At 32.8% G+C, this 22,482-nt stretch carries 17 protein-coding genes; 15 read left to right on the top strand and 2 right to left on the bottom strand.

Annotated features, from left to right (window positions below; all coding sequences use genetic code 11):
• Positions 1 to 67 precede the first annotated feature (67 nt).
• The gene (locus KO500_RS13085; RefSeq protein WP_215957003.1) at positions 68 to 1,876 is read left to right on the top strand and encodes an acyl-CoA dehydrogenase family protein; all 1,809 of its coding nucleotides are present in this window, start codon (positions 68 to 70) and stop codon (positions 1,874 to 1,876) included.
• Between the two features lie 89 nt (positions 1,877 to 1,965).
• Here KO500_RS13085 and KO500_RS13080 read toward each other — a convergent pair whose 3' ends face one another.
• Positions 1,966 to 3,771, bottom strand: a complete 1,806-nt coding sequence (locus tag KO500_RS13080) for a glycoside hydrolase family 15 protein (protein WP_215957002.1) — start codon at positions 3,769 to 3,771, stop codon at positions 1,966 to 1,968.
• Positions 3,772 to 3,875: 104 nt separating this feature from the next.
• Between KO500_RS13080 and KO500_RS13075 the strand changes: the two genes are divergently transcribed.
• The 3 genes from KO500_RS13075 (at position 3,876) to KO500_RS13065 (ending at position 9,253) form a co-directional block, all read left to right on the top strand.
• Entirely contained in the window at positions 3,876 to 6,083 is a 2,208-nt protein-coding gene (locus KO500_RS13075) for a bifunctional alpha,alpha-trehalose-phosphate synthase (UDP-forming)/trehalose-phosphatase (protein ID WP_215957001.1), read from the top strand.
• A gap of 175 nt (positions 6,084 to 6,258) precedes the next feature.
• Positions 6,259 to 7,593, top strand: coding sequence for a M28 family peptidase (locus KO500_RS13070; RefSeq protein ID WP_215957000.1), 1,335 nt, complete (start codon positions 6,259 to 6,261; stop codon positions 7,591 to 7,593).
• A gap of 16 nt (positions 7,594 to 7,609) precedes the next feature.
• On the top strand, positions 7,610 to 9,253 hold the full coding sequence (locus KO500_RS13065; protein ID WP_215956999.1) for a M1 family metallopeptidase: 1,644 nt from the start codon (positions 7,610 to 7,612) through the stop codon (positions 9,251 to 9,253).
• Between the two features lie 89 nt (positions 9,254 to 9,342).
• Here the strand turns inward: KO500_RS13065 and KO500_RS13060 are convergent, their stop codons facing one another.
• Positions 9,343 to 10,494 carry an adenylyltransferase/cytidyltransferase family protein gene (locus KO500_RS13060; protein WP_215956998.1) on the bottom strand — a complete coding sequence of 384 codons (1,152 nt, stop codon included), beginning with the start codon at positions 10,492 to 10,494 and terminating at the stop codon, positions 9,343 to 9,345.
• A gap of 389 nt (positions 10,495 to 10,883) precedes the next feature.
• On the opposite strand from KO500_RS13060, the gene KO500_RS13055 reads away from it, so the two are divergent.
• The 11 genes from KO500_RS13055 to KO500_RS13005 all read left to right on the top strand — a co-directional run bounded on the left by KO500_RS13055 (position 10,884) and on the right by KO500_RS13005 (position 22,467).
• A complete protein-coding gene (locus KO500_RS13055) occupies positions 10,884 to 11,933 on the top strand; it encodes an ABC-three component system protein (RefSeq protein WP_215956997.1) in 1,050 nt (349 codons plus the stop codon).
• Positions 11,933 to 12,415 carry an ABC-three component system middle component 2 gene (locus KO500_RS13050; protein ID WP_215956996.1) on the top strand — a complete coding sequence of 161 codons (483 nt, stop codon included), beginning with the start codon at positions 11,933 to 11,935 and terminating at the stop codon, positions 12,413 to 12,415. The genes KO500_RS13055 and KO500_RS13050 overlap by 1 nt, the downstream gene beginning before the upstream one ends.
• Entirely contained in the window at positions 12,415 to 14,226 is a 1,812-nt protein-coding gene (locus KO500_RS13045) for an AAA family ATPase (protein ID WP_215956995.1), read from the top strand. The genes KO500_RS13050 and KO500_RS13045 overlap by 1 nt, the downstream gene beginning before the upstream one ends.
• Before the next feature lie 124 nt (positions 14,227 to 14,350).
• Complete coding sequence (locus KO500_RS13040) at positions 14,351 to 14,938, top strand: RDD family protein (RefSeq protein WP_215956994.1); 588 nt, start codon at positions 14,351 to 14,353, stop codon at positions 14,936 to 14,938.
• A gap of 34 nt (positions 14,939 to 14,972) precedes the next feature.
• Positions 14,973 to 15,569 (top strand): methyltransferase domain-containing protein, encoded by a 597-nt coding sequence (locus KO500_RS13035; protein ID WP_215956993.1) that lies wholly within the window; start codon positions 14,973 to 14,975, stop codon positions 15,567 to 15,569.
• Between the two features lie 102 nt (positions 15,570 to 15,671).
• Positions 15,672 to 18,893 carry a WD40/YVTN/BNR-like repeat-containing protein gene (locus tag KO500_RS13030; RefSeq protein ID WP_215956992.1) on the top strand — a complete coding sequence of 1,074 codons (3,222 nt, stop codon included), beginning with the start codon at positions 15,672 to 15,674 and terminating at the stop codon, positions 18,891 to 18,893.
• Positions 18,894 to 18,961: 68 nt separating this feature from the next.
• A complete protein-coding gene (locus tag KO500_RS13025; RefSeq protein WP_215956991.1) occupies positions 18,962 to 19,639 on the top strand; it encodes a DUF2490 domain-containing protein in 678 nt (225 codons plus the stop codon).
• Between the two features lie 78 nt (positions 19,640 to 19,717).
• Positions 19,718 to 20,353, top strand: coding sequence for a YceI family protein (locus KO500_RS13020; protein ID WP_215956990.1), 636 nt, complete (start codon positions 19,718 to 19,720; stop codon positions 20,351 to 20,353).
• Between the two features lie 110 nt (positions 20,354 to 20,463).
• Positions 20,464 to 21,060 carry a superoxide dismutase family protein gene (locus KO500_RS13015; protein WP_215956989.1) on the top strand — a complete coding sequence of 199 codons (597 nt, stop codon included), beginning with the start codon at positions 20,464 to 20,466 and terminating at the stop codon, positions 21,058 to 21,060.
• Positions 21,061 to 21,140: 80 nt separating this feature from the next.
• Complete coding sequence (locus KO500_RS13010; protein ID WP_215956988.1) at positions 21,141 to 21,671, top strand: RNA polymerase sigma factor; 531 nt, start codon at positions 21,141 to 21,143, stop codon at positions 21,669 to 21,671.
• A gap of 1 nt (position 21,672) precedes the next feature.
• Positions 21,673 to 22,467, top strand: a complete 795-nt coding sequence (locus KO500_RS13005) for an anti-sigma factor (RefSeq protein WP_215956987.1) — start codon at positions 21,673 to 21,675, stop codon at positions 22,465 to 22,467.
• Positions 22,468 to 22,482: the final 15 nt, after the last annotated feature.

The raw sequence follows: 22,482 nt of genomic DNA, 5'->3' as shown, positions 1-22,482 counted from the left end.
AGTATAACTAAAAAACATAGCCTCAGTAGAATTCTCCTCTTTAGGAGAGTTAAAGAGGATAATTATTATGGAAACATCAGAAACTAAAGAATTACTAAGAGGAGGACAGTTCCTTGTTAAAGAAACAAACTGTGAAGATGTATTTACACTTGAAGATTTATCTGAAGAGCAGAAAATGATGCGTGAAAGTACCAAAGAATTTGTTGATCGCGAACTTTGGGCACATTGGGAACGTTTTGAGAAAAAAGATTACGCTTATACTGAAGAAACTATGCGTAAAGCTGGTGAACTTGGTTTATTAAGTGTAGCGGTACCAGAATCATACGGTGGTATGGGAATGGGATTTGTTTCCACAATGCTAGTTTGTGATTATATTTCTGGAGCCACAGGTTCTTTTAGTACTGCTTTTGGTGCGCATACAGGTATTGGTACAATGCCAATTACACTTTATGGTACTGAGGAACAAAAACAAAAATACGTTCCTAAATTAGCTTCTGGTGAATGGTTTGGAGCTTATTGTTTAACAGAACCAGGTGCTGGTTCAGATGCTAATTCTGGTAAAACTAAAGCTGTTTTATCTGATGACGGGAAACATTACACTATTTCTGGTCAAAAAATGTGGATTTCAAATGCAGGTTTCTGTAGTGTTTTTATAGTTTTTGCTCGTATTGAAGATGACAAAAACATTACAGGTTTTATTGTAGAAAATGACCCAAGCAACGGAATTACATTAGGTGACGAAGAAAAGAAATTAGGTATCCACTCCTCTTCTACTCGACAAGTATTTTTTAATGAAACTAAAGTACCTGTAGAAAATATGCTTTCTACTCGTGGCAACGGATTTAAAATTGCAATGAATGCTTTAAACGTTGGACGTATTAAATTAGCTGCTGCTTGTTTAGATGCACAACGTAGGGTTATTGGTGAAGCTACAAACTATGCTAATGAGCGCATTCAATTTAAAACACCAATTATGAATTTTGGTGCTATAAAAGCTAAAATTGCTGATATGGCTACCAATGTTTATGCTGATGAATCTGCTGCATATAGAGCTGCTAAAAATATTGAAGATAGAATTGCTCTACGTGAAGCTGCAGGAAATACACACCAAGAAGCTGAACTTAAAGGTGTTGAAGAGTATGCAATAGAATGTTCTATACTTAAGGTTGCAGTTTCTGAAGATTGCCAACAAACAACTGATGAAGGTATTCAAATATTTGGTGGTATGGGCTTTAGCGCTGATACTCCAATGGAATCTGCTTGGAGAGATTCAAGAATTGCACGTATTTACGAAGGTACAAATGAGATTAACCGTATGTTAGCCGTTGGCATGCTTGTTAAAAAAGCAATGAAAGGGCATGTTGATCTTTTAGGTCCTGCAACTGCTGTAGGTGAAGAATTAATGGGGATACCATCTTTTGAAACACCTGATTTTTCTGAGTTATTTGCTGAAGAAAAAGATTTAGTTAAAAAGTTGAAAAAAGTCTTTTTAATGGTTGCAGGTTCTGCAGTTCAAAAATACGGACCTGAATTAGAAAAGCATCAACAATTAATGATGGCCGCTTCTGATATTTTAATTGAAATATATATGGCAGAGTCAACTATTTTGAGAACTGAGAAAAATGCTAAACGTTCTGGTGAAGCAACACAAGAAACTCAAATAGCAATGGCTAAATTGTATTTATATAATGCTACTGAAACCGTTATTAGAAAAGGTAAAGAAGCTATTATTTCTTTTGCTGAAGGAGATGAACAAAGAATGATGTTAATGGGGCTTAAACGCTTTACAAAATATACAAACAACCCTAATGTAGTAGCTTTACGCACACAAATTGCTGATAAAGTAGCTGCTGATAACGGGTACACCTTTGACTAATTCTAATTAAAATTAATATTTTAATTCAAGAATGAAAAACCGCTCCAATTGGAGCGGTTTTTTTATAAATACTATATTTAAAATTCTTTTTAAGCTCGCATCGAAGTTAAAACATCTTCATCTGCATCTTTTTTAGAAAAGTTAATAGCACATTCAATTAATGCTAAATGTGAATATGCTTGCGGAAAGTTTCCTAAGAGACGTTTGGTTTTAAAGTCGATATCTTCACTAAACAACCCTAAATGATTACTATAACTTAATAATTGTTCAAATTGCTTTAAAGCTTTTTCCTCTTCACCAATTTTAAATAAACTATTGATAAACCAGAACGTACAGATTGTGAATGAAGACGATGGCTCTCCAAAATCATCTACATTTTTATAACGATACATTAAACCATCATTACATAAATCTCTTTCAACCGCTAAAACTGTGCTTACAAATTTTGGATCTTTAGCATCAATAAAACCATAAGATTCCATTAATAAAACTGAAGCATCCATATGTGGTGAACCATAAGATTGTGTAAATGCTTGCTTATCTTCGTTCCAAGCATTATCCATAATATCTTTTCTAATTTCTTCTTCTAAAGGCTTCCAAAGGTCTATTTTATGTTGTTTATTCAACATTTCAGCAACTTTTATAGCTCTATCAATTGCAGTCCAACATAATACCTTAGAAAAAGTAAAGTGTTTGTCTTCCGAACGGAATTCCCAGATACCCTTATCTGCTTCTTTCCAGTGCTTTTCAACAATCCAAACAATACCCTTTGTAATTCCCCAAAGTTCCTCACCGTTTTCCATGTCAATGCTAAACTTAGCAATTAGCTCATAAATAACATCCATTAGAATACCATAAATATCATTCTGAACTTGTTCATAAGCTGCATTACCCACTCTAACTGGTTTTGAACCCTTATAACCACTTAAATGCTCAAGTGTTTCTTCGGTAAGTTTTTTCTCTTTATTAATGCCATACATGATTTGTAATTTCTCATCCTTATCAGGTATCAAATCAATAATGAATTGCAAGTAGCGTTTTGCTACATTTTTATGGCCAAGTTCAGAAACAACTTTAATAACCATTGATGCATCACGTATCCAACAGAAACGGTAATCCCAGTTTCTAACCTCTCCAATAGTTTCTGGTAATGATGTGGTTGCGGCTGCTAAAACTGCACCAGTTTTATCATAACTTAAGAGCTTTAAAGTTAAAACACTTCGCTTAATTTGAGTGTCAAATTTTCTATAAGTTGGAGTTTTCTGTGACCAGTTTAACCAATAAATTTTGGTTCTTTCTAAGTTAAGTAATGCTTTTTCAACAGTAGGTATTAAAATTTTTTCATTATAACCTAAAAGAAAAAACCCATCTTCCAAGAGCGTAATTTCATCTCCATTAACTATGCTTTCTTTAGCAAAAGAACTGTATAAGAAAACAGTATCAAATTTCACCTCGTGGGTCAAACTAGCTATAAAATCTTTTTTTATGAAAGATTCTGTTTTCCCTTGTGCAAACTCAAGTTTAGGGTCATAATTAATTTTGAATTTTGGTTCTCCAGACACATACCTTATATAACGTATTATTTCTGGTGGTGTATAGTACGTATGCTCTTCTTTCTTGTAATAACGAGGCATAAAATCATGTACTTCAAAACAATCTTCACCTGAAGTAAACTTAGTAATTAATATTGCTGTATCGTTATCATATTCCTGTTCAATCGTATAAGAATCATCAACAATAAAACCGAAGCTACCTCCAATTTCATCATCTAATAATTTTGCAAAAACTGAAGACGAATCAAACTCTGGTAAACAACACCAGTCAATTGAGCCATTCTTAGAAATTAATGCTGCACTTCTACAATTTCCTATTATTCCGTAATCTAAATTATCCATATCAATAAAATGCTAACTCAAAAAGATTAAATTATTGTTTTTGCTTTTCTTTTTCACGAAATTTAGAAAAAATAAATCTAAAAAACTCCAAAAGGAACCACATTATGGGCAAAACTATCATAATCTCAAATAGATTACCAGTTCAGTTACAAATTGATAACGGTAGCATAAAAGCAATACCAAGCGTTGGTGGCTTAGCTACAGGAATGAAATCAGTTCATTCAGGCGGTGATAGTTTATGGATTGGCTGGAGTGGACTTACAGATGAAGAAATACCTGAAGAACTTGCTGATGATATAGACGAAGCCTTAGCAAAACATGGCTCATCAAAAGTAAAATTAACTTCAGAAGAGGTTGATGGTTTTTATTACGGGTTTAGCAACAGAACAATTTGGCCTCTATTTCATTATTTTTTACAATACTCAGAATTTGAATTAGATAGCTGGGATACCTACAAAAAAGTAAATCAGAAATTTGCTGATGCTATTATTAAAAATGCTAACGAAGATGATGTAATTTGGATTCATGATTACCAATTGATGTTAGTACCACAAATGGTACGAGAAGCAATGCCAGAAGTATCAATAGGCTTCTTTTTACATATACCTTTCCCTTCCTTTGAAATATTTAGAACATTGCCTTGGCGTAAAGAAGTGTTAAGCGGCCTTTTAGGTGCTGATTTAATAGGTTTCCACACGTACGATTATGAGCGTCATTTTTTAAGCTCAGTAAGGCGTTTACTTGGTTTAGAAGTTAGTTTTAATGATATTTATTTAGAAGATAGAATTATTAAAGTTGATTCTTTCCCGATGGGAATTGATTATAAAAAGTTTAGTGATGCTGCTAAAGAGCATTTACAAAGAGAACCAAAAGATCAATCTGAATTACAACAACGATTAAACAAGCATAAAATAGCAAATCCAAAAGCTAAATTTTTACTTTCTATTGATAGACTAGATTATTCAAAAGGAATAGCAAAACGTTTGAATGCTTTTGAATATTTCTTAAATAAATACCCGCATTATAAAGAAAAGGTTCGTTTAATAATATTAGCCGTTCCTTCACGTAGTAATGTACCTCAATACCAACTTTTAAAGAAAGAAGTTGATGAGTTAGTAGGTCGTATTAATGGTGAATTTTCAACCGTGAGCTGGACACCTATTTGGTACTTTTACAGATCAATGCCTTTTGATAATTTAATTGACTTATACACCTCATCTGATATTGCTTGGTTAACACCAATACGCGACGGTATGAATTTAGTAGCTAAAGAATATATTGCTACTAGAACCGATAAAAGCGGGGTTTTAATATTAAGCGAAATGGCTGGTTCTGCTAATGAAATGAACGAATCGCTGCTTATTAATCCTAATAACTTTGAGCAAATTGCTGACACTATTGATGAAGCTATAAAAATGCCTGTAGAAGAGCAACAAGAACGTAATGGTGTTTTACAAAAACGATTAGAGCGCTATAACGTAGAAAGATGGGCGAACGATTTTATGACGTCATTATTAGAACAAAAAGAAGCTAATAACACTGAAGTTTCACGAAAATTATCTAAAAAACTATTAAGTGAAGTTGAAGAAAAATATAAAAAATCTAAGAAAAGACTATTATTTATTGATTATGACGGGACTTTAGCAGGCTTCCATAACGATCCGCAAAAAGCGAGTCCGGATGAAGAACTTTACGAATTGCTAGACAAAATATCTTCACAAGAAAATACAGATATGTATTTAATAAGTGGTAGAGATAAAGAAACGTTTACAAAATGGTTCTTACCTAAAAAATATAACATGATTGTTGAGCATGGGGTATGGATTTCTAAAAATGGAGAACCGTTTTCAATGCTAGAAAATGTTAAGAAAGACTGGATGGAAAAAATTCATCCTGTTTTAGAATCTTTTGTTGATAGAACTCCAGGTAGTTTTATTGAAGAGAAAAATTACTCTCTAGCTTGGCATTACAGAAAAACAGATCCTGATTTTGGCCAAAAAAGAGCAACGGAGTTAAACACCGTACTTACTAGTTTAATTGCTAATGATGATTTGAGTGTATTAAACGGAAATAAAGTAATGGAAATTAAGAGTAGTAACGTAAACAAAGGTAGAGCCGCAATGCGTGTATATACTGAAGCTGATTACGATTTTGCTTTTGCAATTGGTGATGATTGGACTGATGAATTTATGTTTCAAGAATTACCAGAAACTGCAGTAACTGTAAAAGTTGGTTTGCAAAAAACAGCTGCTAAATATTATGTAGATGGCACAAAAGATGTACGCTTGTTATTGAAAAGGTTTCTTGATTAACTAATAATCAAGTTTATAAGATAAAAAAGGGAAGAGCTTGTTATTAAGTTCTTCCCTTTTTTATCTTTTTAATTTTAAATAGCTCTTTAGCTACTTTGAAAGGTAATACTAGTTAACTTTTTTTTAAGACATTAACTATAATAGTTACCGTAATTTAGGAAACAAAAACTAAACTATGAGAATACTATTACTTTGTTGCTTATTTATGCTGACTAGCATTTGTATAGCGCAACAATCAGATGCAAAAATTTATGATATTATTGATGCGATTTCATCTGAACGTATAAAAAAAGATGTCACTACATTAGTTAATTTCGGGACTAGAAACACATTTAGCGATACTATTTCAAAAACTAGAGGAATTGGTGCTGCACGCCGTTGGATAAAATCTGAATTTGAAACTATCTCAAAAGATTGCAAAGATTGCTTAGATGTTTTTTATCAGAAAGATTTTGTGACTACTGATATGGGTTCTCGCATACCTAAAGATGCTTGGGTGGTAAATGTTGTTGCCATACAAAAAGGTACAAAATACCCGAATAATTATATTATTATGAGTGGTGATATTGATTCTCGTGCCAGTGACACGATGGATTTTACTACTGATGCGCCTGGGGCAAATGATAATGCTACTGGTATGGCTGGTACTATTGAAGCTGCTAGAGTACTTTCAAAACATTCTTTTGAAAATAGCATTATTTATGTAGGCTTATCTGGTGAAGAGCAAGGCCTTTTTGGTGGTGCTGGTTTGGCCAAATACGCACAAGAAAAAAAATGGAATATTATTGGTATTTTAAATAATGATATGATTGGTAACATTACGGGGGTTGATGGCGTTACGAGCAATCGTGATTTCAGAATATTTTCTGAACCTGTACCGGCTAATGAAACAGAAAAGCAACGTAAAGCACGCCGTTTTTATGGTGGTGAAGTTGATGGTATTTCGCGACAGCTAGCCCGTTACATTCATAAAAACGTAAAAAAATACATGCCGGAAATGAACCCGATGATGATTTATCGTTTAGATCGTTTTGGTCGTGGAGGTCACCACAGGCCTTTTAATGATTTAGGCTTTGCAGGAATCAGAATTATGGAAGCGCACGAAAATTATACCCAACAACACCAAGATGTAAGAACTGAAAATGGTATTAATTACGGTGATGTTTTAGAACACGTGAATTTTGAATACACTAAAAAACTTACAGCTGTAAATGCTATTAATTTAGCATCATTAGCTTGGGCTCCTCCTGCTCCTACAGAAGTTAAAATTGGAGGAATTGTTAAACCTGCTGCTAAATTTAAATGGAGTAAAGTACCAAACGCTATTGGCTATAAAATTTATTGGAGAGATACTACATCACCAACTTGGGATAATAGTAGATTTGTGGGTGACGTTACCGAATTTGTTCTTGATGGTATTGTTATTGACAACTTCTTCTTTGGAGTTTCTGCTGTTGGAGAAGATGGTTTTGAAAGTCCTGTAGTATTTCCTAACGCTATAATGCGCTAATTAATTTTTTTTTATAATGATCAGAATAGCTATTACTACAATTACATTACTAGTAACTTTTGGCTTAAATGCACAAGCGTTACTAACCAAAAAACAAACTTTTACCGAACAAGATTCTTTAAGAGGAAGCATTACGCCTGAGCGTGCTTGGTGGGATTTAAATTATTACGATTTAAACCTTGAAGTAAAACCTGAAGAGAAATTTATTTCGGGGAGCAATACCATACGTTATGAAGTATTAGAAGAAAACCAAGTGTTGCAGGTAGATTTGCAACCGCCACTAAAAATTGAAAAAGTAACGCAAGATGGGCAAGAATTAGAATTTGATTCTAACATAAACGCACATTTTATCAAATTGGTTAAACATCAGAAAAAGGGTGATTTTAACCAAGTTACTGTGTATTATTCGGGAAAACCAAAAGAAGCGGTTAAAGCACCTTGGGATGGTGGTTTCTCATGGAAAAAAGATGACAATGGCAATGATTTTGTCGCAACTTCTTGCCAAGGTTTGGGTGCCAGCGTTTGGTGGCCTAATAAAGATCATATGTATGACGAGGTAGATAGTATGGCCATACGGGTAACAGTACCTAAAGGTTTAATGGATGTTTCTAACGGAAGACTTACCTCGGTTAAAGAAAATGAAACTACCACTACGTACAATTGGTTTATTGACAATCCAATAAATAATTATGGTGTCAACGTGAATATTGCTGATTATGTTCACTTTGGTGAAAAGTACGCCGGTGAAAAAGGGGAACTTGATATGGATTATTATGTTTTAAGAGACAACTTAGCTGTCGCTAAAGAACATTTTAAAGATGCTACAAAAATGATGAAAGCTTTTGAGCATTGGTTTGGCCCTTATCCGTTTTATGAAGATGGTTATAAGTTGGTAGAAACTCCGTATTTAGGTATGGAACACCAAAGTTCTGTTACTTACGGAAATCAATATAAAAAAGGATATTTAGGTAGAGATTTATCAGGTTCTGGTTGGGGATTAAAGTTTGATTATATCATTATTCATGAATCTGGTCACGAGTGGTTTGCCAACAATATTACCTATAAAGATATTGCCGATATGTGGATTCATGAGAGTTTCACAACCTATTCTGAAAATCTATTTATTGATTATTACTACGGAAAAGAAGCTAGTGCTGATTATGTAATCGGACTGCGTAAAAACATTCATAACGATCGTCCTATTATTGGTGAATACGATGTTAATTATGGCGGTAGTAAAGACATGTACTCTAAAGGTGCAAATATTTTACACACGCTACGTCAAGTAATTAATGATGATGAAAAATGGAGAAATATCTTAAGAGGTTTAAATAAAGATTTTTACCACCAAACCGTTACTACAGCACAAATTGAAAACTACTTGAGTGAGAAATCAGGAATGGATCTAGCGCCATTTTTTGAAGAGTATTTAAGAACGGCAGACATTCCTGTTTTAGAATACAAAATTTCGAAAAAAGGTATTAGCTACAAATATGCTAACGTAGTGGCAAATTTTGCAATGCCTGTTAAAGTTTTGGTTGGTGATAAAGAAATTTGGTTAACGCCAACAACAGAATGGCAGACAGAAAAGATAAAAACAAAAGGAAAAACGTTTAAAGTAGATCGTAACTTTTATATTGAAAATAAAGCGGTAAACTAAAAAAGTACAAACCAAAAAAAATCATTTCAAGAGCAGTTTTTACATGCTTTTGAAATGATTTTTTTATTTAAGCGAATTGCTAGTAAATACTACAAGGCTTCTTTTCTTCTAATATTAATGCGCATAGTACCTTCAATTGGTTTTTCAGAAACCAAAATTAGGTAACCACCGCCACCTGCACCAGCAAGTTTCCAAGCAAGGGCCTTATCTTTAAACTTCTCAATTTCAGCATTAATTCTGTCGTTAACCATTTCAGGAAACATTTTAGTTTGCGCTTCAAATGATTTTGAAAATCCTGCAGCAAACTTTTCTAAATCGCGCTCTTTAATTGCTTCCCAAACCTCATCGGCCGCTTCGGTTAATGGCTTTACATTTTCAGTATTTATATAGGTTTCACCTAACAAATCTAAACCGGGTTCTCTTGGCCATAACATGGCCATACAAAGGTGACTCTCTAACCATTTAAGGGTTTCTTCTTTATGGATAGACTCAAATTTTAAAGGCCAATACGCATTGTCATAATAATGCCTAACCAAACCTGGCATACAAATACCAATAGCATCTTGTGCCCCAGAAATTAAGGTAGAACCTGGTGTGTTTTCAAATTTAAAAAGTATCTCGGCTAATTTTTCTGGCTTTTCTAAAGGCAAATAATACGGCCATATTTTTTTAGCTGCATTTCGTGTAGAGGTAGACATACCACAACGCTCATTATACTCAATCACCGGTTCTAATGACAAGGTAATTGCCCAACCTGGGTGGTATTTTGATACATAAGGCTGATCAATCCACGTACCGGCTAAATCAATTCTGTACGGTAACGTACAATTACCTGCAGAGCGTATTGCTGTTGTAGAACGCTCAGGAAGTCCTGCATCTGGTATGCGGCTTAATACTTTTAGCTCAATACCTAAAGCATCACAAAGTTCTTTTTTTGAAGGTGAATACCCATCTTCATTTACAACAAAAAAGTCTGGCTTTATTTGTTTAAGATCATCTTCAAAATCTAAAATACCCGATCCTGAATTTACAAAAGCCTGTTTTACATACTTAATTGCATTAATCATGTAAATACGTTCTTGCTCTGAATTTATTGTTTTTCTTCCTTTAAGCTCATCAACCGTGGCATCAGAACCAATACCCACATACAAATCGCCATAACTTGATGCTTCTTTAAAAAATGCAATATGCCCACTGTGCAACATATCATAACAACCAGATACAAATACTTTTTTACTCATTTTACTTTGTTTATCTACTTAGTTAGCGCTAAGTTATTTTTATGCAATATCTAGTATTTACGGCAGTATCACAAAAAAAGACGTGTAAAGCAAGTACATTAAAACTCAATTTTGAATTTTAGTTTCATTCTTAAAAGAGAAGCTACACTACTGCATTAGACAAATACGTAAATAACAGCATTTTAACGGACAAACAATACATTTTGTAGAAATGTGACTACAATAGCTATAATTCTTACAAAATACGTAAGCAATTTAAAGTTTTACACTTATTTTCGGAAACACAAAAAGTAAGTACTTCCCCTCCCCTGTTTACTTTTATAATTTAATGTGGATTGTAGATTATGATGACTATATATCTACATTGTACGTCAGCTAAAAAATAACGAATGACATTTTACAAAACATCACATCAAGTCAATTTTGGTAAGAGGATAATACCTCTTAAGATGATTGAGCATATGTCATTTGATGACTGGGAAGATTTTATCGAAGAGTGGGTTGACATAAAAAAGACTGAATATATAGAGGCTGAAAGATTCGGAGGTGCTGGAGATAAAGGAAGAGATGTTGTAGGCTATGTAACTGATAAAAACAAACCAAACTATACTTGGGATTGTTTTCAATGCAAACATTATGAAAATGCATTAATGCCTGCTCAAGTATATAAAGAATTTATTAAAATATTATACTATACTTTTAAATTAGAATACCCAATACCTAGAAAATATTATTTTGTTGCACCAAAAGGTTGTGGAACTTCACTTTCAAAATTACTTCAAAATCCAACCGAACTAAAAAATGCAATAGTAAATAATTGGGATAAACATTGTGAAATTGACACGACTGTAGGTGGAATAAAATTAGAAGGAGAATTTTTAAAATGGGTAAATAATTTTGACTTTTCAATTTTCTCAAAAATTCATACTAAGAATATTTTAAAAGAACATATTTCGCATCCAAATCACTTAATAAGGTTTGGTGGTGGACTACCTGAGCGTGAAAAATTAGACACCGATACTATACCAAGTTCAATCCAAAGTTCGGAAACCACATACGTTGATCAACTTTTATCTGCATACGGTTCTGAAAGCAAAGAAGATTACAAAAATGTAATAGATTTAGATTCAAAAGAACTTTATAAAAACCATTTTACAAGAGCTAGAATAAGTTTTCATCACGCAGAACAGTTAAGGAATTTCACTAGAGATAACCTACCTATTGACACCTTTGAAGATTTTCAAAATGAAATATTAGAAGGGATTATTGATATTTTGGAAGAAATCCATTCGAATAATTTTATAAAAGTAAAAGAAGTAGAAAGAGAAGCAGGAAAAGCAATAATATCTTCAAACCCACTAAAGGAGGTTAGTCTTATTTATGATAAAAAAGGAATTTGTCATCAATTGGTTAATGATAATAAAATCAAATGGACATAATGGAAACTAAAAAAAATATAAATCCATTTAATAATAGTGTTGAAGCTGGTCTTCGAATCTTAATTATATTAAATGAAGCATTCCCTAAATCTTTTGATTTACAAAACCTTGTTTATCTAGATTACCTAACTATACATTCAGCAGACATTGACAAAACAATGCAAAGTCTACATCCCGCAGTACCTTATCGATCAGGTGAAATAATGGTTAGAAGTTCTATCATTGATAAAGGATTAAATCTTTTTATCACAAAGAATTTAATAGAAAAGCAATATAATTTTAATGGTATAGAATATAAAGCAACTGAAAACGCAATGCCATTTCTTGAATCACTTGAAGAACTATACTCAATCAAACTTCAAGAAAAAGCAAATTGGGCTATTAATAAATACTCAAAACACACCAAACAAGAATTAAAAAACATTATGACTCCAAAATTATCAGAGATAGACAACGAGTTTAATATTGAAATTTTACAATAATGAAAACGGGATTCATAATAAAAGAATTAAGACTGATTGGTAAATCAGTTGAAAATGCAAATGTCGTTTTTAAAAGAGGCGTTAATATCATTACGGGACCTTCAAACGTAGGTAAATCATATATTTTCCAATGTTTCAATTATATGTTTGGTGGTTCAAAACCGCCAAAACCTATTAAAGAATCAAGAAATTATGATTTTATCTATTTAGAATTAATTGATTCAACAAACACCACATATACTTTATTAAGCGATTTAAAAGGTGGCAATTTTAAACTTTATAATTTATCTATAGATAAAATTAAAGAAACTGATGAATTCGAAATCCTTGACAGAAAACATAGTCCCTATAATGAACAAACTGTTTCCGCTTTTTTACTTAAACTAAATAATCTTACAGGTAAAAAAATTAGAACAAACCAAAAGGGAAAAACTAGACCAATTTCATATCGTGATATTGTAAAATTCTCAATGGTTAATGAATCTAAAATCACTACTGAGGAATCATTAATAGTTAGTCATTATACAAAAGCTACCGAAGAATTAAATGTTTTAAAATTAATTGTAACAGGAAATGATGATAGTAATATAATTGAATCCCTTTCTCAAAACCAAATAGCAAATAGGAAAGGAAAATTAGAAATATTAAAAGAGTTTATAAATGACAACACTAAGGATTTAAAGACTTTTAAAGTTGAACCATCATTGATGCTGAATGAGACTAATTCTTTAATTGAAAAATTAACAGAAAACCATTCTAATCTTCAGAATAAATTCAATGAAATAGAAAGTGAAAGAGTAAAAACTTTAGACATTCTTCATAAAAGACAATCACGTAAAAGAGTAATCGAAGAATTATATAAAAGAACAGACTTATTAAAATCTCATTACTATTCAGATGTATCACGCTTAAAATCGACTATTGAAACAAGCATTTTATTAAATGAAGAAAATCATTCTGAAAATGGTAATTGCCCACTTTGTAATGGCGAAATAGAAGGAAAATGTTCAATAGAAGACATTAATAAAATAATAGATTCTTGCAGTAAAGAAATACAAAAAATAGAATCATTGATTCAAGAATTACTTGAATCAGAAAAAATGTTAAAAGAAGAATTTAAGGATATCTCTATAGAAGTTTCAGATTTAGAGAAAAATATAAATAAATACACTCTAGAAATTGATAAAGGAGTTGGCTTGGAAATGAGTTTGATAATTGAACAAATCAACCAACAAAATGAAAAGAAAAGTATAGTTCTTGGTGCTTTATATAAATCTGAGCAACTTGAAAAATTTAAAGCTGAAAAAGAAAAACTAGAAAGCTCTATACCTAAATCTAGTTCTAAAGAAACATTTGAGCATATATCAACTGCATCATTAACACCACTTTCAAAAGTGATAAAATCTGTTCTTAAAGGTTATAATTATCCAAATCTAACTGATGTCAGTTATAGTGAAGAGCAAAATGATTTTGTAATTTCAGGTGAAGACAGAAATCTATCTGGGAAAGGGGTTAGAGCAATTATTTATTCCGCTTTCATTGTAGCATTACAAGAACTAATATTAAAAAAAGAATATTCAATAGGTGTACCAATAATAGATTCTCCATTAGTCTCTTATAAGAAGCCAAAAAATATTGGAGCAGAAAGGATTAGTGATGATTTAGCAATGGACTTCTATAGATATATCTGTAATCAGAGTGATTTAGAACAAATAATTGTTATTGAAAATGAAGTACCACCAACAGATATAAAAGAAAGCATAAATCATATAAAATACACAAGAGAAAATGGCTTCATACCTACGAAATAAAAAGATTTATTACTAACAAAGATGTATAATACTAAAAAGTATTAATTCTTTACGAAAATATTATAGACATATAAATATTTCTTTTATCTATATTCTTAAAAACTAGTTTTCTAAAATACTGCTCATGAAATCTTCTATTAAAACCTTCTGGAACACCTATATTTTAAAGAAGGATACGAGCAGTAGCACTGTAAAAATTTCTGATTTAAAAACTTACAAAACGGTAAACAGGCGCAATACATTTGGAGGTATTGAGCCCACACAATTTGAATTTAAATACAACCCAAATGTTGAAAAATTTAATTTAAGACTACTGTGTAAAGTCATTGATTTTCTTTTCTATTACTGGGTAACACTTATAGCTGAAAAATACTTAGGCTTAAGTACAAGCTCAATTCTAGTTTCGTTTGTATTGCTATTTGCGCTAAACCCTATTTTAGAGAGCCTAACTGGCAGAACTCTTGGAAAATTGCTTATTGGTTTTCAAGTAATTGATGACAGTTGTAAAGCGCCTTCTCTTTTAAGAGCCTACTTAAAAAATCTGCTACAACTGTTTAATATTTTGTTCTATGTGCTCTCTGAATCTATCATCTGGTTTGATACTTTTTATTTTCATAATAAACTCACAGCAACCTATACGATATGGAATAAAGACAAAAAGAAAATTTTAGCCATGCTAGAAAAGGTAAAAGTTGAAAAAAGAGAAGAATAGTTTCCGTAATTTTAAAAGGTAAATAATTACGACTATGGCTGAAAATTTAAAACAGTATTGGAGTACACGCTACCAAGAAGCGCAAACAGGTTGGGATATTGGCTACCCTTCTACCCCAATTAAAACTTATATTAACCAATTAGAAGATAAAAATAGTCACATTCTTATTCCTGGAGCTGGCAATGCGTATGAAGCCGAATATTTATACCAACAAGGCTTTAGCAATGTTCATATTCTTGATATTTCTGAAATTCCGCTAAAAGAATTCAAGAAAAGAAATCCTGATTTCCCAGAAGAGAACCTCCATAATGCCGATTTTTTTGAATTTAAAGGCGAGTTTGACCTTATCATTGAACAAACTTTTTTCTGCTCTTTTGTACCAACACCCGAAAACCGATCTACATATGCCAAACAAATGGCGTCCTTATTAAAAGAGGGCGGTAAATTGGTGGGGCTTTGGTTTAATTTCCCGTTAACTGGTGAAATGAAAAAAAGACCTTTTGGTGGTGACAAAAAAGAATACAGAAGCTATTTATCGCCTTATTTTAACCTAAAATCTTTTGAGCCTTGTTACAATTCTATTCCTCCTAGAGCTGGTAAAGAATTGTTCGGAATTTTTACAAAACGCTAAAAAATAAAATAAAGGAGCATTTTCCCCTTAACATGCTTTTAAGATTTATATTTTTTGGTTTTGGTATCTTTAAAGCGACTAATTATACCAAAACTGAATTCAATGAAAAAACTACTCCTCGTAATGACACTATTTGTGTCGTTAATTTCGTCTGCACAAGATTTTACTATGGATCTTATTCAAGATCTAAAACCACGAAACATTGGCCCTGGAGGCATGAGTGGTCGTGTTACAGCTATTGATGCTGTACATGAAAACCCAGAAATTATGTATGTAGGTACAGCTTCTGGTGGCCTTTGGAAATCTACTTCTGGAGGTATTAAATGGGAACCTATTTTTGATAAAGAAGTGACTGCATCAGTAGGTTCTGTTGCCATACAACAAAGTAACCCATCTGTTATTTGGGTTGGTACTGGTGAAGGTAACCCTAGGAATAGTTTAAATGGCGGTTACGGTATTTACAAATCGTTAGACGGTGGTAAAAGCTGGAAAGCTATGGGTTTAGAGAAAACAAGACACATACACCGTATTGTTATTGACCCTACAAACCCTGATATTGTTTATGCAGGTGCTATTGGTTCGCCTTGGGGTGAGCACCCAGAACGTGGTGTTTTTAAAACTACCGATGGTGGCGTAACCTGGAAAAAAATACTATTTACCAATAACAAATCTGGTATTGCCGATTTAGTTATGGACCCTACAAACCCAAACAAATTAATTGCTGCAATGTGGGAACACAAAAGAGATCCTTGGTTTTTTAAATCTGGTGGTGAAGGTAGTGGTTTATACATGACACATGATGGTGGTAAAAACTGGAAGAAACTTAGCGAAGAAGATGGTTTGCCTGCTGGTGAACTTGGCCGTATGGGTGTTGCTATTGCTCCAGGAAAACCAAATGTGGTATATGCGTTAATTGAAGCAAAAAAGAATGCTCTTTACAAATCTGAAGATGGTGGCTTTAAATGGAAAAAAATAAATGATAAAGACGATATTGGTAACAGACCTTTTTACTACTCTGAAATATATGTAGATCCACAGAATGAAAATCGCTTATATTCAGTTTTCACCTATATAAATGTATCTGAAGATGGTGGTAAAAGCTTTACACAGTTAATGCCTGCTTACCGTGCAGATAACGGAGTGCACCCGGATCACCATGCGTGGTGGATTCACCCAAAAAATGGGCAATTTATGATGGATGGTAATGATGGCGGTATGAACATTACTAAAGATGGTGGAAAATCATGGCGTTTTGTAGGTAATATTCCTGTAGCACAGTTTTACCATATTAATACCGATAACGAATACCCGTATAATGTGTACGGAGGAATGCAAGATAATGGCTCGTGGAGAGGTCCTGCATACGTTTGGAAAGCACAAGGAATTCGTAATAGCTACTGGCAAGAAATTGCTTTTGGCGATGGTTTTGATGTTGTACCTGATAAAGATGATTCTCGTTTTGGTTATGCTATGAGCCAACAAGGTAATGTATCAAGATACGATCATATTACAGGTAACAATTATATAGTACGCCCTACCCCACCAGATGCAGCTACTAAATTACGTTTCAATTGGAACTCTGGTATAGGTCAAGATCCGTTTGATACTAGTACCGTTTATTTTGGGAGTCAGTTTGTTCACAAAAGCACAAATAAAGGCTTAACATGGGAAGTTATTTCTCCTGATTTAACGACTAACGATCCTGAAAAACAAAAACAAAGCGAAAGTGGTGGTTTAACCATGGATGCTACTGGAGCAGAAAACCATTGTACTATTTTAGTGATTGAACCATCACCAATAGAAAAAGACATGTTGTGGGTTGCTTCTGATGATGGTCGTGTACACATTACACAAAATGGTGGTACCAGTTGGACAGAGGTTACTAAAAATATTAAAGGTTTACCTGCAGGAAGTTGGATTCCGCAAATTAAAGCCTCGAACAAAAACAAAGGAGAAGCTTTATTAATTGCTAATGACTACAGAAGGTTTAACTACACCCCTTATGCATATAGAACCAAAAACTACGGTAAAACATGGGAACGCATTGTTGATGGTAACGATGTAAAAAGCTATACTTTATCTATTATAGAAGATATTGAAAACCCTAATCTACTATTTTTAGGTACTGATGATGGACTATATGTTTCATTAAATGCAGGTGAAAAATGGCAAAAATGGACAGAAGGCTTCCCTACTGTTTCAACAAAAGATTTAGCAATACAACCAAGAGAACACGATTTGGTAATTGGTACTTTTGGTAGAGCTGCTTGGGTTTTAGATGATATTCGCCCATTAAGAGCTTTAGCTGCTGACTATACACTTTTACAACAAGACGCTAAACTTTTTACACCACCAACGGCATACCAAGCTGCATACCAACAACCAACAGGCAGCCGATTTGGTGCTGATGCTATGTTTAACGGTGAGAATAAAAAACCTGGAGCCATGATTACTTATTACCTTAAAGAAGGTAAAAAGAAAAGTGAAAAAAAACCAGCTTCAAAAGAGGATGAAAAAACAGATGACACTGATACTGGAAAGAAAGAAAAACTAACTGGTGTTCAGAAAAAAGATTCTATCCAATTTGATATTTATGACGGGACTCGTTTAATCAGAACTTTAAAATATAAAACGCCTGAAAAAGCAGGTTTCCATAGAATTTATTGGAATATGGATGAAAAAGGAGCTGACAGACCTTCACGAAAAATAAGCAAACGAAAAGGTGAACCAGGTGGTACTGATGTTAAACCAGGCACCTATACCATAAAAATGAGTTTTGGTACTATTTTAGATGAAGCGAAAATTGAAGTGAAATCTGACCCTAGAATTGAAACTTCTTTAAACTCTATTAATGAAGTGTATGCAAATTCAAAAACTTTAGAAAGCTATACACAAACTGCTGCAGATGCTGTTAAGCAGTTAGTTGAAAGTAAAAATATTGCTTCTAAATACCAGAAAGACTTAAAAGAGCTTGATAAAGAAAAGTATAAAAGTGAAATTAAAGCATCAAAAGAAATTACTAAAAAAATTGATGAAATAATGGCACTTTATTTAGGCAAAGAAGACAAAAGACAAGGGATTACTAGAAACCCAGAAATAACAGTTATGCTTCGTTTAAGAAATGCCAGTTCATATGTACGTTCAAGAAAAACAGGCATCACGCAAACTGAAAAAGACTTAATAAACTTTGCTAAAGATGAATTAAATAGTGCTTTAGAAAAAACAAACAGCTTTTTCTCTAAAGATTGGCAAGATTATAAGACTACTATAAATAAAGCTGATAGCAGTCCTTTTAAAGAAATTAAAACAATTTCAATTAATTAAATAAAGCTTTTTGAATGCTACTGAAATATTAGACAATTTCAGTAGTATTTAATTTTATGCAACATACTATGAGAAAATTTTTTACTATTATTTCAATTATTTCAATTTTAACATCTGTTCAGGCACAAGACAATGGCGAAGATGATTTAGGTGCTTGGTACATGTATTTTGGAACAAATAAAATTTCAAACAAATTAAGTATTCATACCGAAGCGCAATTTAGATATTACGAAACTGCTAGTAATTTTAATCAATTATTACTTAGAACAGGGCTTAATTATAACATTAACCCTGAAGCTATTGTAACAGCAGGTTACGGATATATTTCTACCGATGGTACTTTTGAAGAATTTGTAGGTGAAGAAAATAGTACAGAGCATAGAATTTTTGAACAATTAATTTTAAAAAATAAAGTAGGTCAATTTTATTTTGAGCACCGTTACAGGTTAGAGCAACGTTTTATTGAAGCATATGATTTTAATGAAACACAACACAGAGCGCGTTACAGGTTACAACTTACGTTACCACTTACTGATATTTTCTTTTTAAATTTTTATGACGAAATATTTGTTAACCTACAAGGTGAAACTTTTGGGCAAAATAGGTTATACGCTGCATTAGGCGTAAATGTTACCGAAAACTTAAGCGTACAAGCCGGGTATTTAAAAAATCATTTCACAAATGCCAACTATGACCGTTTGCAATTCGGAATTACATATAACCCTGATTTAAGAAAGAAAAAATAAGCGTAAAAGAATCATAGTTGAATTAGATTGTACCTCAAATAAATTGTAATTTTATAGTAACAATTAACAATAATAAAAATGAAAAAGACATTATTAATTTTATCGTTGGCGGTAGCTACATTATCGTACAGTTGTAAAGAAGAAAAAAAAGAGAAAAAGGCTGAAGAACCTGCTAAAATGGAGCATAAAAGTATGTATTCATTAGTAAGTGATTCTACCAAAGTTAGTTTCGTTGCTTACAAAACAACTGAAAAATTACCAGTTGGTGGTGAATTTAAATCTATTAAAATTACAGAATTAAGTGAAGGAGAAACACCTTTAGAGGTTTTAAATGGCAGTAAATTTAGCATTCCTGTAAGTAGCTTATTTACGAACGATGCAACAGGTACAAGAGATCCAAAAATTACAGAATTCTTTTTTGGAGCGATGAAAGATACAGAGTTGATCTCAGGTACTTTTAAAGTTGATGGTGAAAATGCTTCAATTGATGTTACTTTAAACGGTGAAACAGCTAATATTCCATTAGATGTAACTTCAAATTCTGAAAATATTTATACATTTTCTGGGGTTATGGACTTAAAAAAATGGAATGCATCTGATGCTGTAGCTTCATTAAATAAAGTTTGTGAAGCATTACACACAGGCCCTGACGGCGTTAGTAAAACTTGGGATGAAGTTGCTATAAAGGCAGATGTACTTTTCGCTAAAAATTAAGTAGTTTATTGATAGCGTTAATATTCCATTTTTATACGTTAATCATTACCGGTTTTTACTTTTAATTTAGTGCAGTTACAATTTTGTGCTAAAAATTAAAACCTAAAAAGATGAAAAAAACGATATTAACGCTATCAATTGCTTTTATAAGTCTAACATATAGTTGCAAAGAGCAAAAAAAGAAAAAACCTGAAGGAGCTCCTAAAATGGAAACTTCAGTAGAGAACGACACTGAAATGGATAATGAAATGGCTGAAAAAACTACAACCATTGCATTAGAACCAAAAAGTGATAGTAACGTAAAAGGTGAAATCACGTTTACACAAAAAGATAATGAAGTAAAAATGCTTGCTCATTTATCTGGCCTAAAAGAAGGTAAACACGCAATTCATATTCATGAAACTGCAGACTGCTCTTCTGAAGACGGAAAATCTGCGGGTGGACACTGGAATCCAACCGATGAACCACACGGTAAATGGGGCGCTGAAGAAGGATATCACAAAGGAGATATAGGAAACTTTACTGCTGATGCTGATGGTAATGCAGAAATTGAATTTAGCACTGATGAATGGTGTTTGGATTGTGATGATGACACAATGAACATTGTTGACAAAGGTGTTATTGTTCATGAAGGCGTAGATGACTTTACATCACAACCAAGTGGTGATGCTGGTACACGAGTGAGTTGTGCAGGAATTATCCAATAAACTACAAAATAATTACAGTTACCTAAAAAGCTACAGCAATGTAGCTTTTTTATATTATCTTTCATTCGTAAACACAATACATGGAATTAGAAGTATTAGTAGAAAATTTCCGAAATAAGGATAGTAAAGCTTTTGAGAAGCTTTACGAAATGTATTCGGATAATATATGTGGCGTTATAAACAGCATCGTAAAAAATTCTGATATTGCCCAAGAAATATGCCAAGATGTTTTTGTCAAAGCATGGAAAAACTCAGAAAGTTATAATGCTTCAAAAGGTAGGTTTTTTACCTGGATGTTGAATATTGCTAGAAACGCTGCAATCGATGAAGTGCGCTCTAAGTCCCACAAAAACAGCAAACAAAACCTTTCTTCAGATTTTTTCGTAAATATCCTTGAAGACAAAAATGACCTTAATAATCAAGTAGATACAATTGGAATAAAAAATCTTTTAACGAATTTAAAAGACAAATGTGTTCAAATTATACAGCTGCTTTATTTTCAAGGGTACACTCAAAAAGAGGCAGCTGAAGAACTAGCTATTCCCGTTGGAACAGTAAAAACTAGAAACAGAAGTTGTATTTCTCAAATTAGAGGTAATTTATCGATATAAAATGGATATAGAAAAATACATAACATCAGGAATTTTAGAGCTGTACGTCGCAGGCACTCTTTCTGAGCAAGAAAACCTAGAGGTTGTTGCTCTTGCCGCCGAACACCCTGAAATAAAGAAAGAAATTGAAGAGATTGAAGCTTCTATTTTAGCACTTTCAAAAGTTGCTAGTCCTAAACGATCTAGCGTTAAAGGTTTTAACGATGTACTAAATAGAATACAAGATAACACTAAAGTAATACCACTTAATGAGAAAAAATCTAATTGGTCTTCTTACTTAGGTTGGGCTGCTGCCATTGTTTTAGCTGTTGGTTTTGCTTGGATGTACAATCAAAATACAACATTACAATCTGAAATTAATGTAGCTTCACAAAACAATGAACTTCTTGAAAAACAAATCGAAGACGCTAAGACTTCGTTAGACAAATCACAAGAATTGCTAACAACCATTAGAGATAAAGATATTCAAGTAGTTGCTTTAGGTGGACAGGCTGTTTCTCCAACATCCTATGCTAAAGCATATTGGAATAAAAGAGAACAAAAAGTTTTTATTGATGCGCAAGGTTTACCGGAACCACCAGACGGAATGGTTTACCAAGTATGGTCATTAAAACTAGATCCACTTACTCCAACAAGTATGGGACTTCTAGAAGATTTTATAACGGATGATAATAAAGTTTTTGCTCTAGCTAACCCTAATGCATCAGAAGCATTTGGTATAACATTAGAGCCTGCAGGCGGTAGTGAATCGCCAAATTTAGAACAATTATATACTTTAGGAGCTGTAAGCTCTTAAGCTAAAAATAATTTT

Source organism: Cellulophaga baltica, assembly GCF_018861125.1.
Taxonomy (GTDB): Bacteria; Bacteroidota; Bacteroidia; order Flavobacteriales; family Flavobacteriaceae; genus Cellulophaga; species Cellulophaga baltica_A.
Note: the sequence above shows the minus strand (reverse complement) of the source record. Positions and strands in the feature narration are given on the sequence as shown.

Bases quoted from the DNA above. Each gene is read 5' to 3' on its own strand.
- KO500_RS13040 (WP_215956994.1), top strand. From the start codon at position 14,351: ATGAAATCTTCTATTAAAACCTTCTGGAACACCTATATTTTAAAGAAG.
- KO500_RS13055 (WP_215956997.1), top strand. From the start codon at position 10,884: ATGACATTTTACAAAACATCACATCAAGTCAATTTTGGTAAGAGGATA.
- KO500_RS13025 (WP_215956991.1), top strand. From the start codon at position 18,962: ATGAGAAAATTTTTTACTATTATTTCAATTATTTCAATTTTAACATCT.
- KO500_RS13045 (WP_215956995.1), top strand. From the start codon at position 12,415: ATGAAAACGGGATTCATAATAAAAGAATTAAGACTGATTGGTAAATCA.
- KO500_RS13010 (WP_215956988.1), top strand. From the start codon at position 21,141: ATGGAATTAGAAGTATTAGTAGAAAATTTCCGAAATAAGGATAGTAAA.
- KO500_RS13020 (WP_215956990.1), top strand. From the start codon at position 19,718: ATGAAAAAGACATTATTAATTTTATCGTTGGCGGTAGCTACATTATCG.
- KO500_RS13030 (WP_215956992.1), top strand. From the start codon at position 15,672: ATGAAAAAACTACTCCTCGTAATGACACTATTTGTGTCGTTAATTTCG.
- KO500_RS13035 (WP_215956993.1), top strand. From the start codon at position 14,973: ATGGCTGAAAATTTAAAACAGTATTGGAGTACACGCTACCAAGAAGCG.
- KO500_RS13060 (WP_215956998.1), bottom strand. From the start codon at position 10,494: ATGAGTAAAAAAGTATTTGTATCTGGTTGTTATGATATGTTGCACAGT.
- KO500_RS13085 (WP_215957003.1), top strand. From the start codon at position 68: ATGGAAACATCAGAAACTAAAGAATTACTAAGAGGAGGACAGTTCCTT.
- KO500_RS13065 (WP_215956999.1), top strand. From the start codon at position 7,610: ATGATCAGAATAGCTATTACTACAATTACATTACTAGTAACTTTTGGC.
- KO500_RS13005 (WP_215956987.1), top strand. From the start codon at position 21,673: ATGGATATAGAAAAATACATAACATCAGGAATTTTAGAGCTGTACGTC.
- KO500_RS13070 (WP_215957000.1), top strand. From the start codon at position 6,259: ATGAGAATACTATTACTTTGTTGCTTATTTATGCTGACTAGCATTTGT.
- KO500_RS13080 (WP_215957002.1), bottom strand. From the start codon at position 3,771: ATGGATAATTTAGATTACGGAATAATAGGAAATTGTAGAAGTGCAGCA.
- KO500_RS13075 (WP_215957001.1), top strand. From the start codon at position 3,876: ATGGGCAAAACTATCATAATCTCAAATAGATTACCAGTTCAGTTACAA.
- KO500_RS13015 (WP_215956989.1), top strand. From the start codon at position 20,464: ATGAAAAAAACGATATTAACGCTATCAATTGCTTTTATAAGTCTAACA.
- KO500_RS13050 (WP_215956996.1), top strand. From the start codon at position 11,933: ATGGAAACTAAAAAAAATATAAATCCATTTAATAATAGTGTTGAAGCT.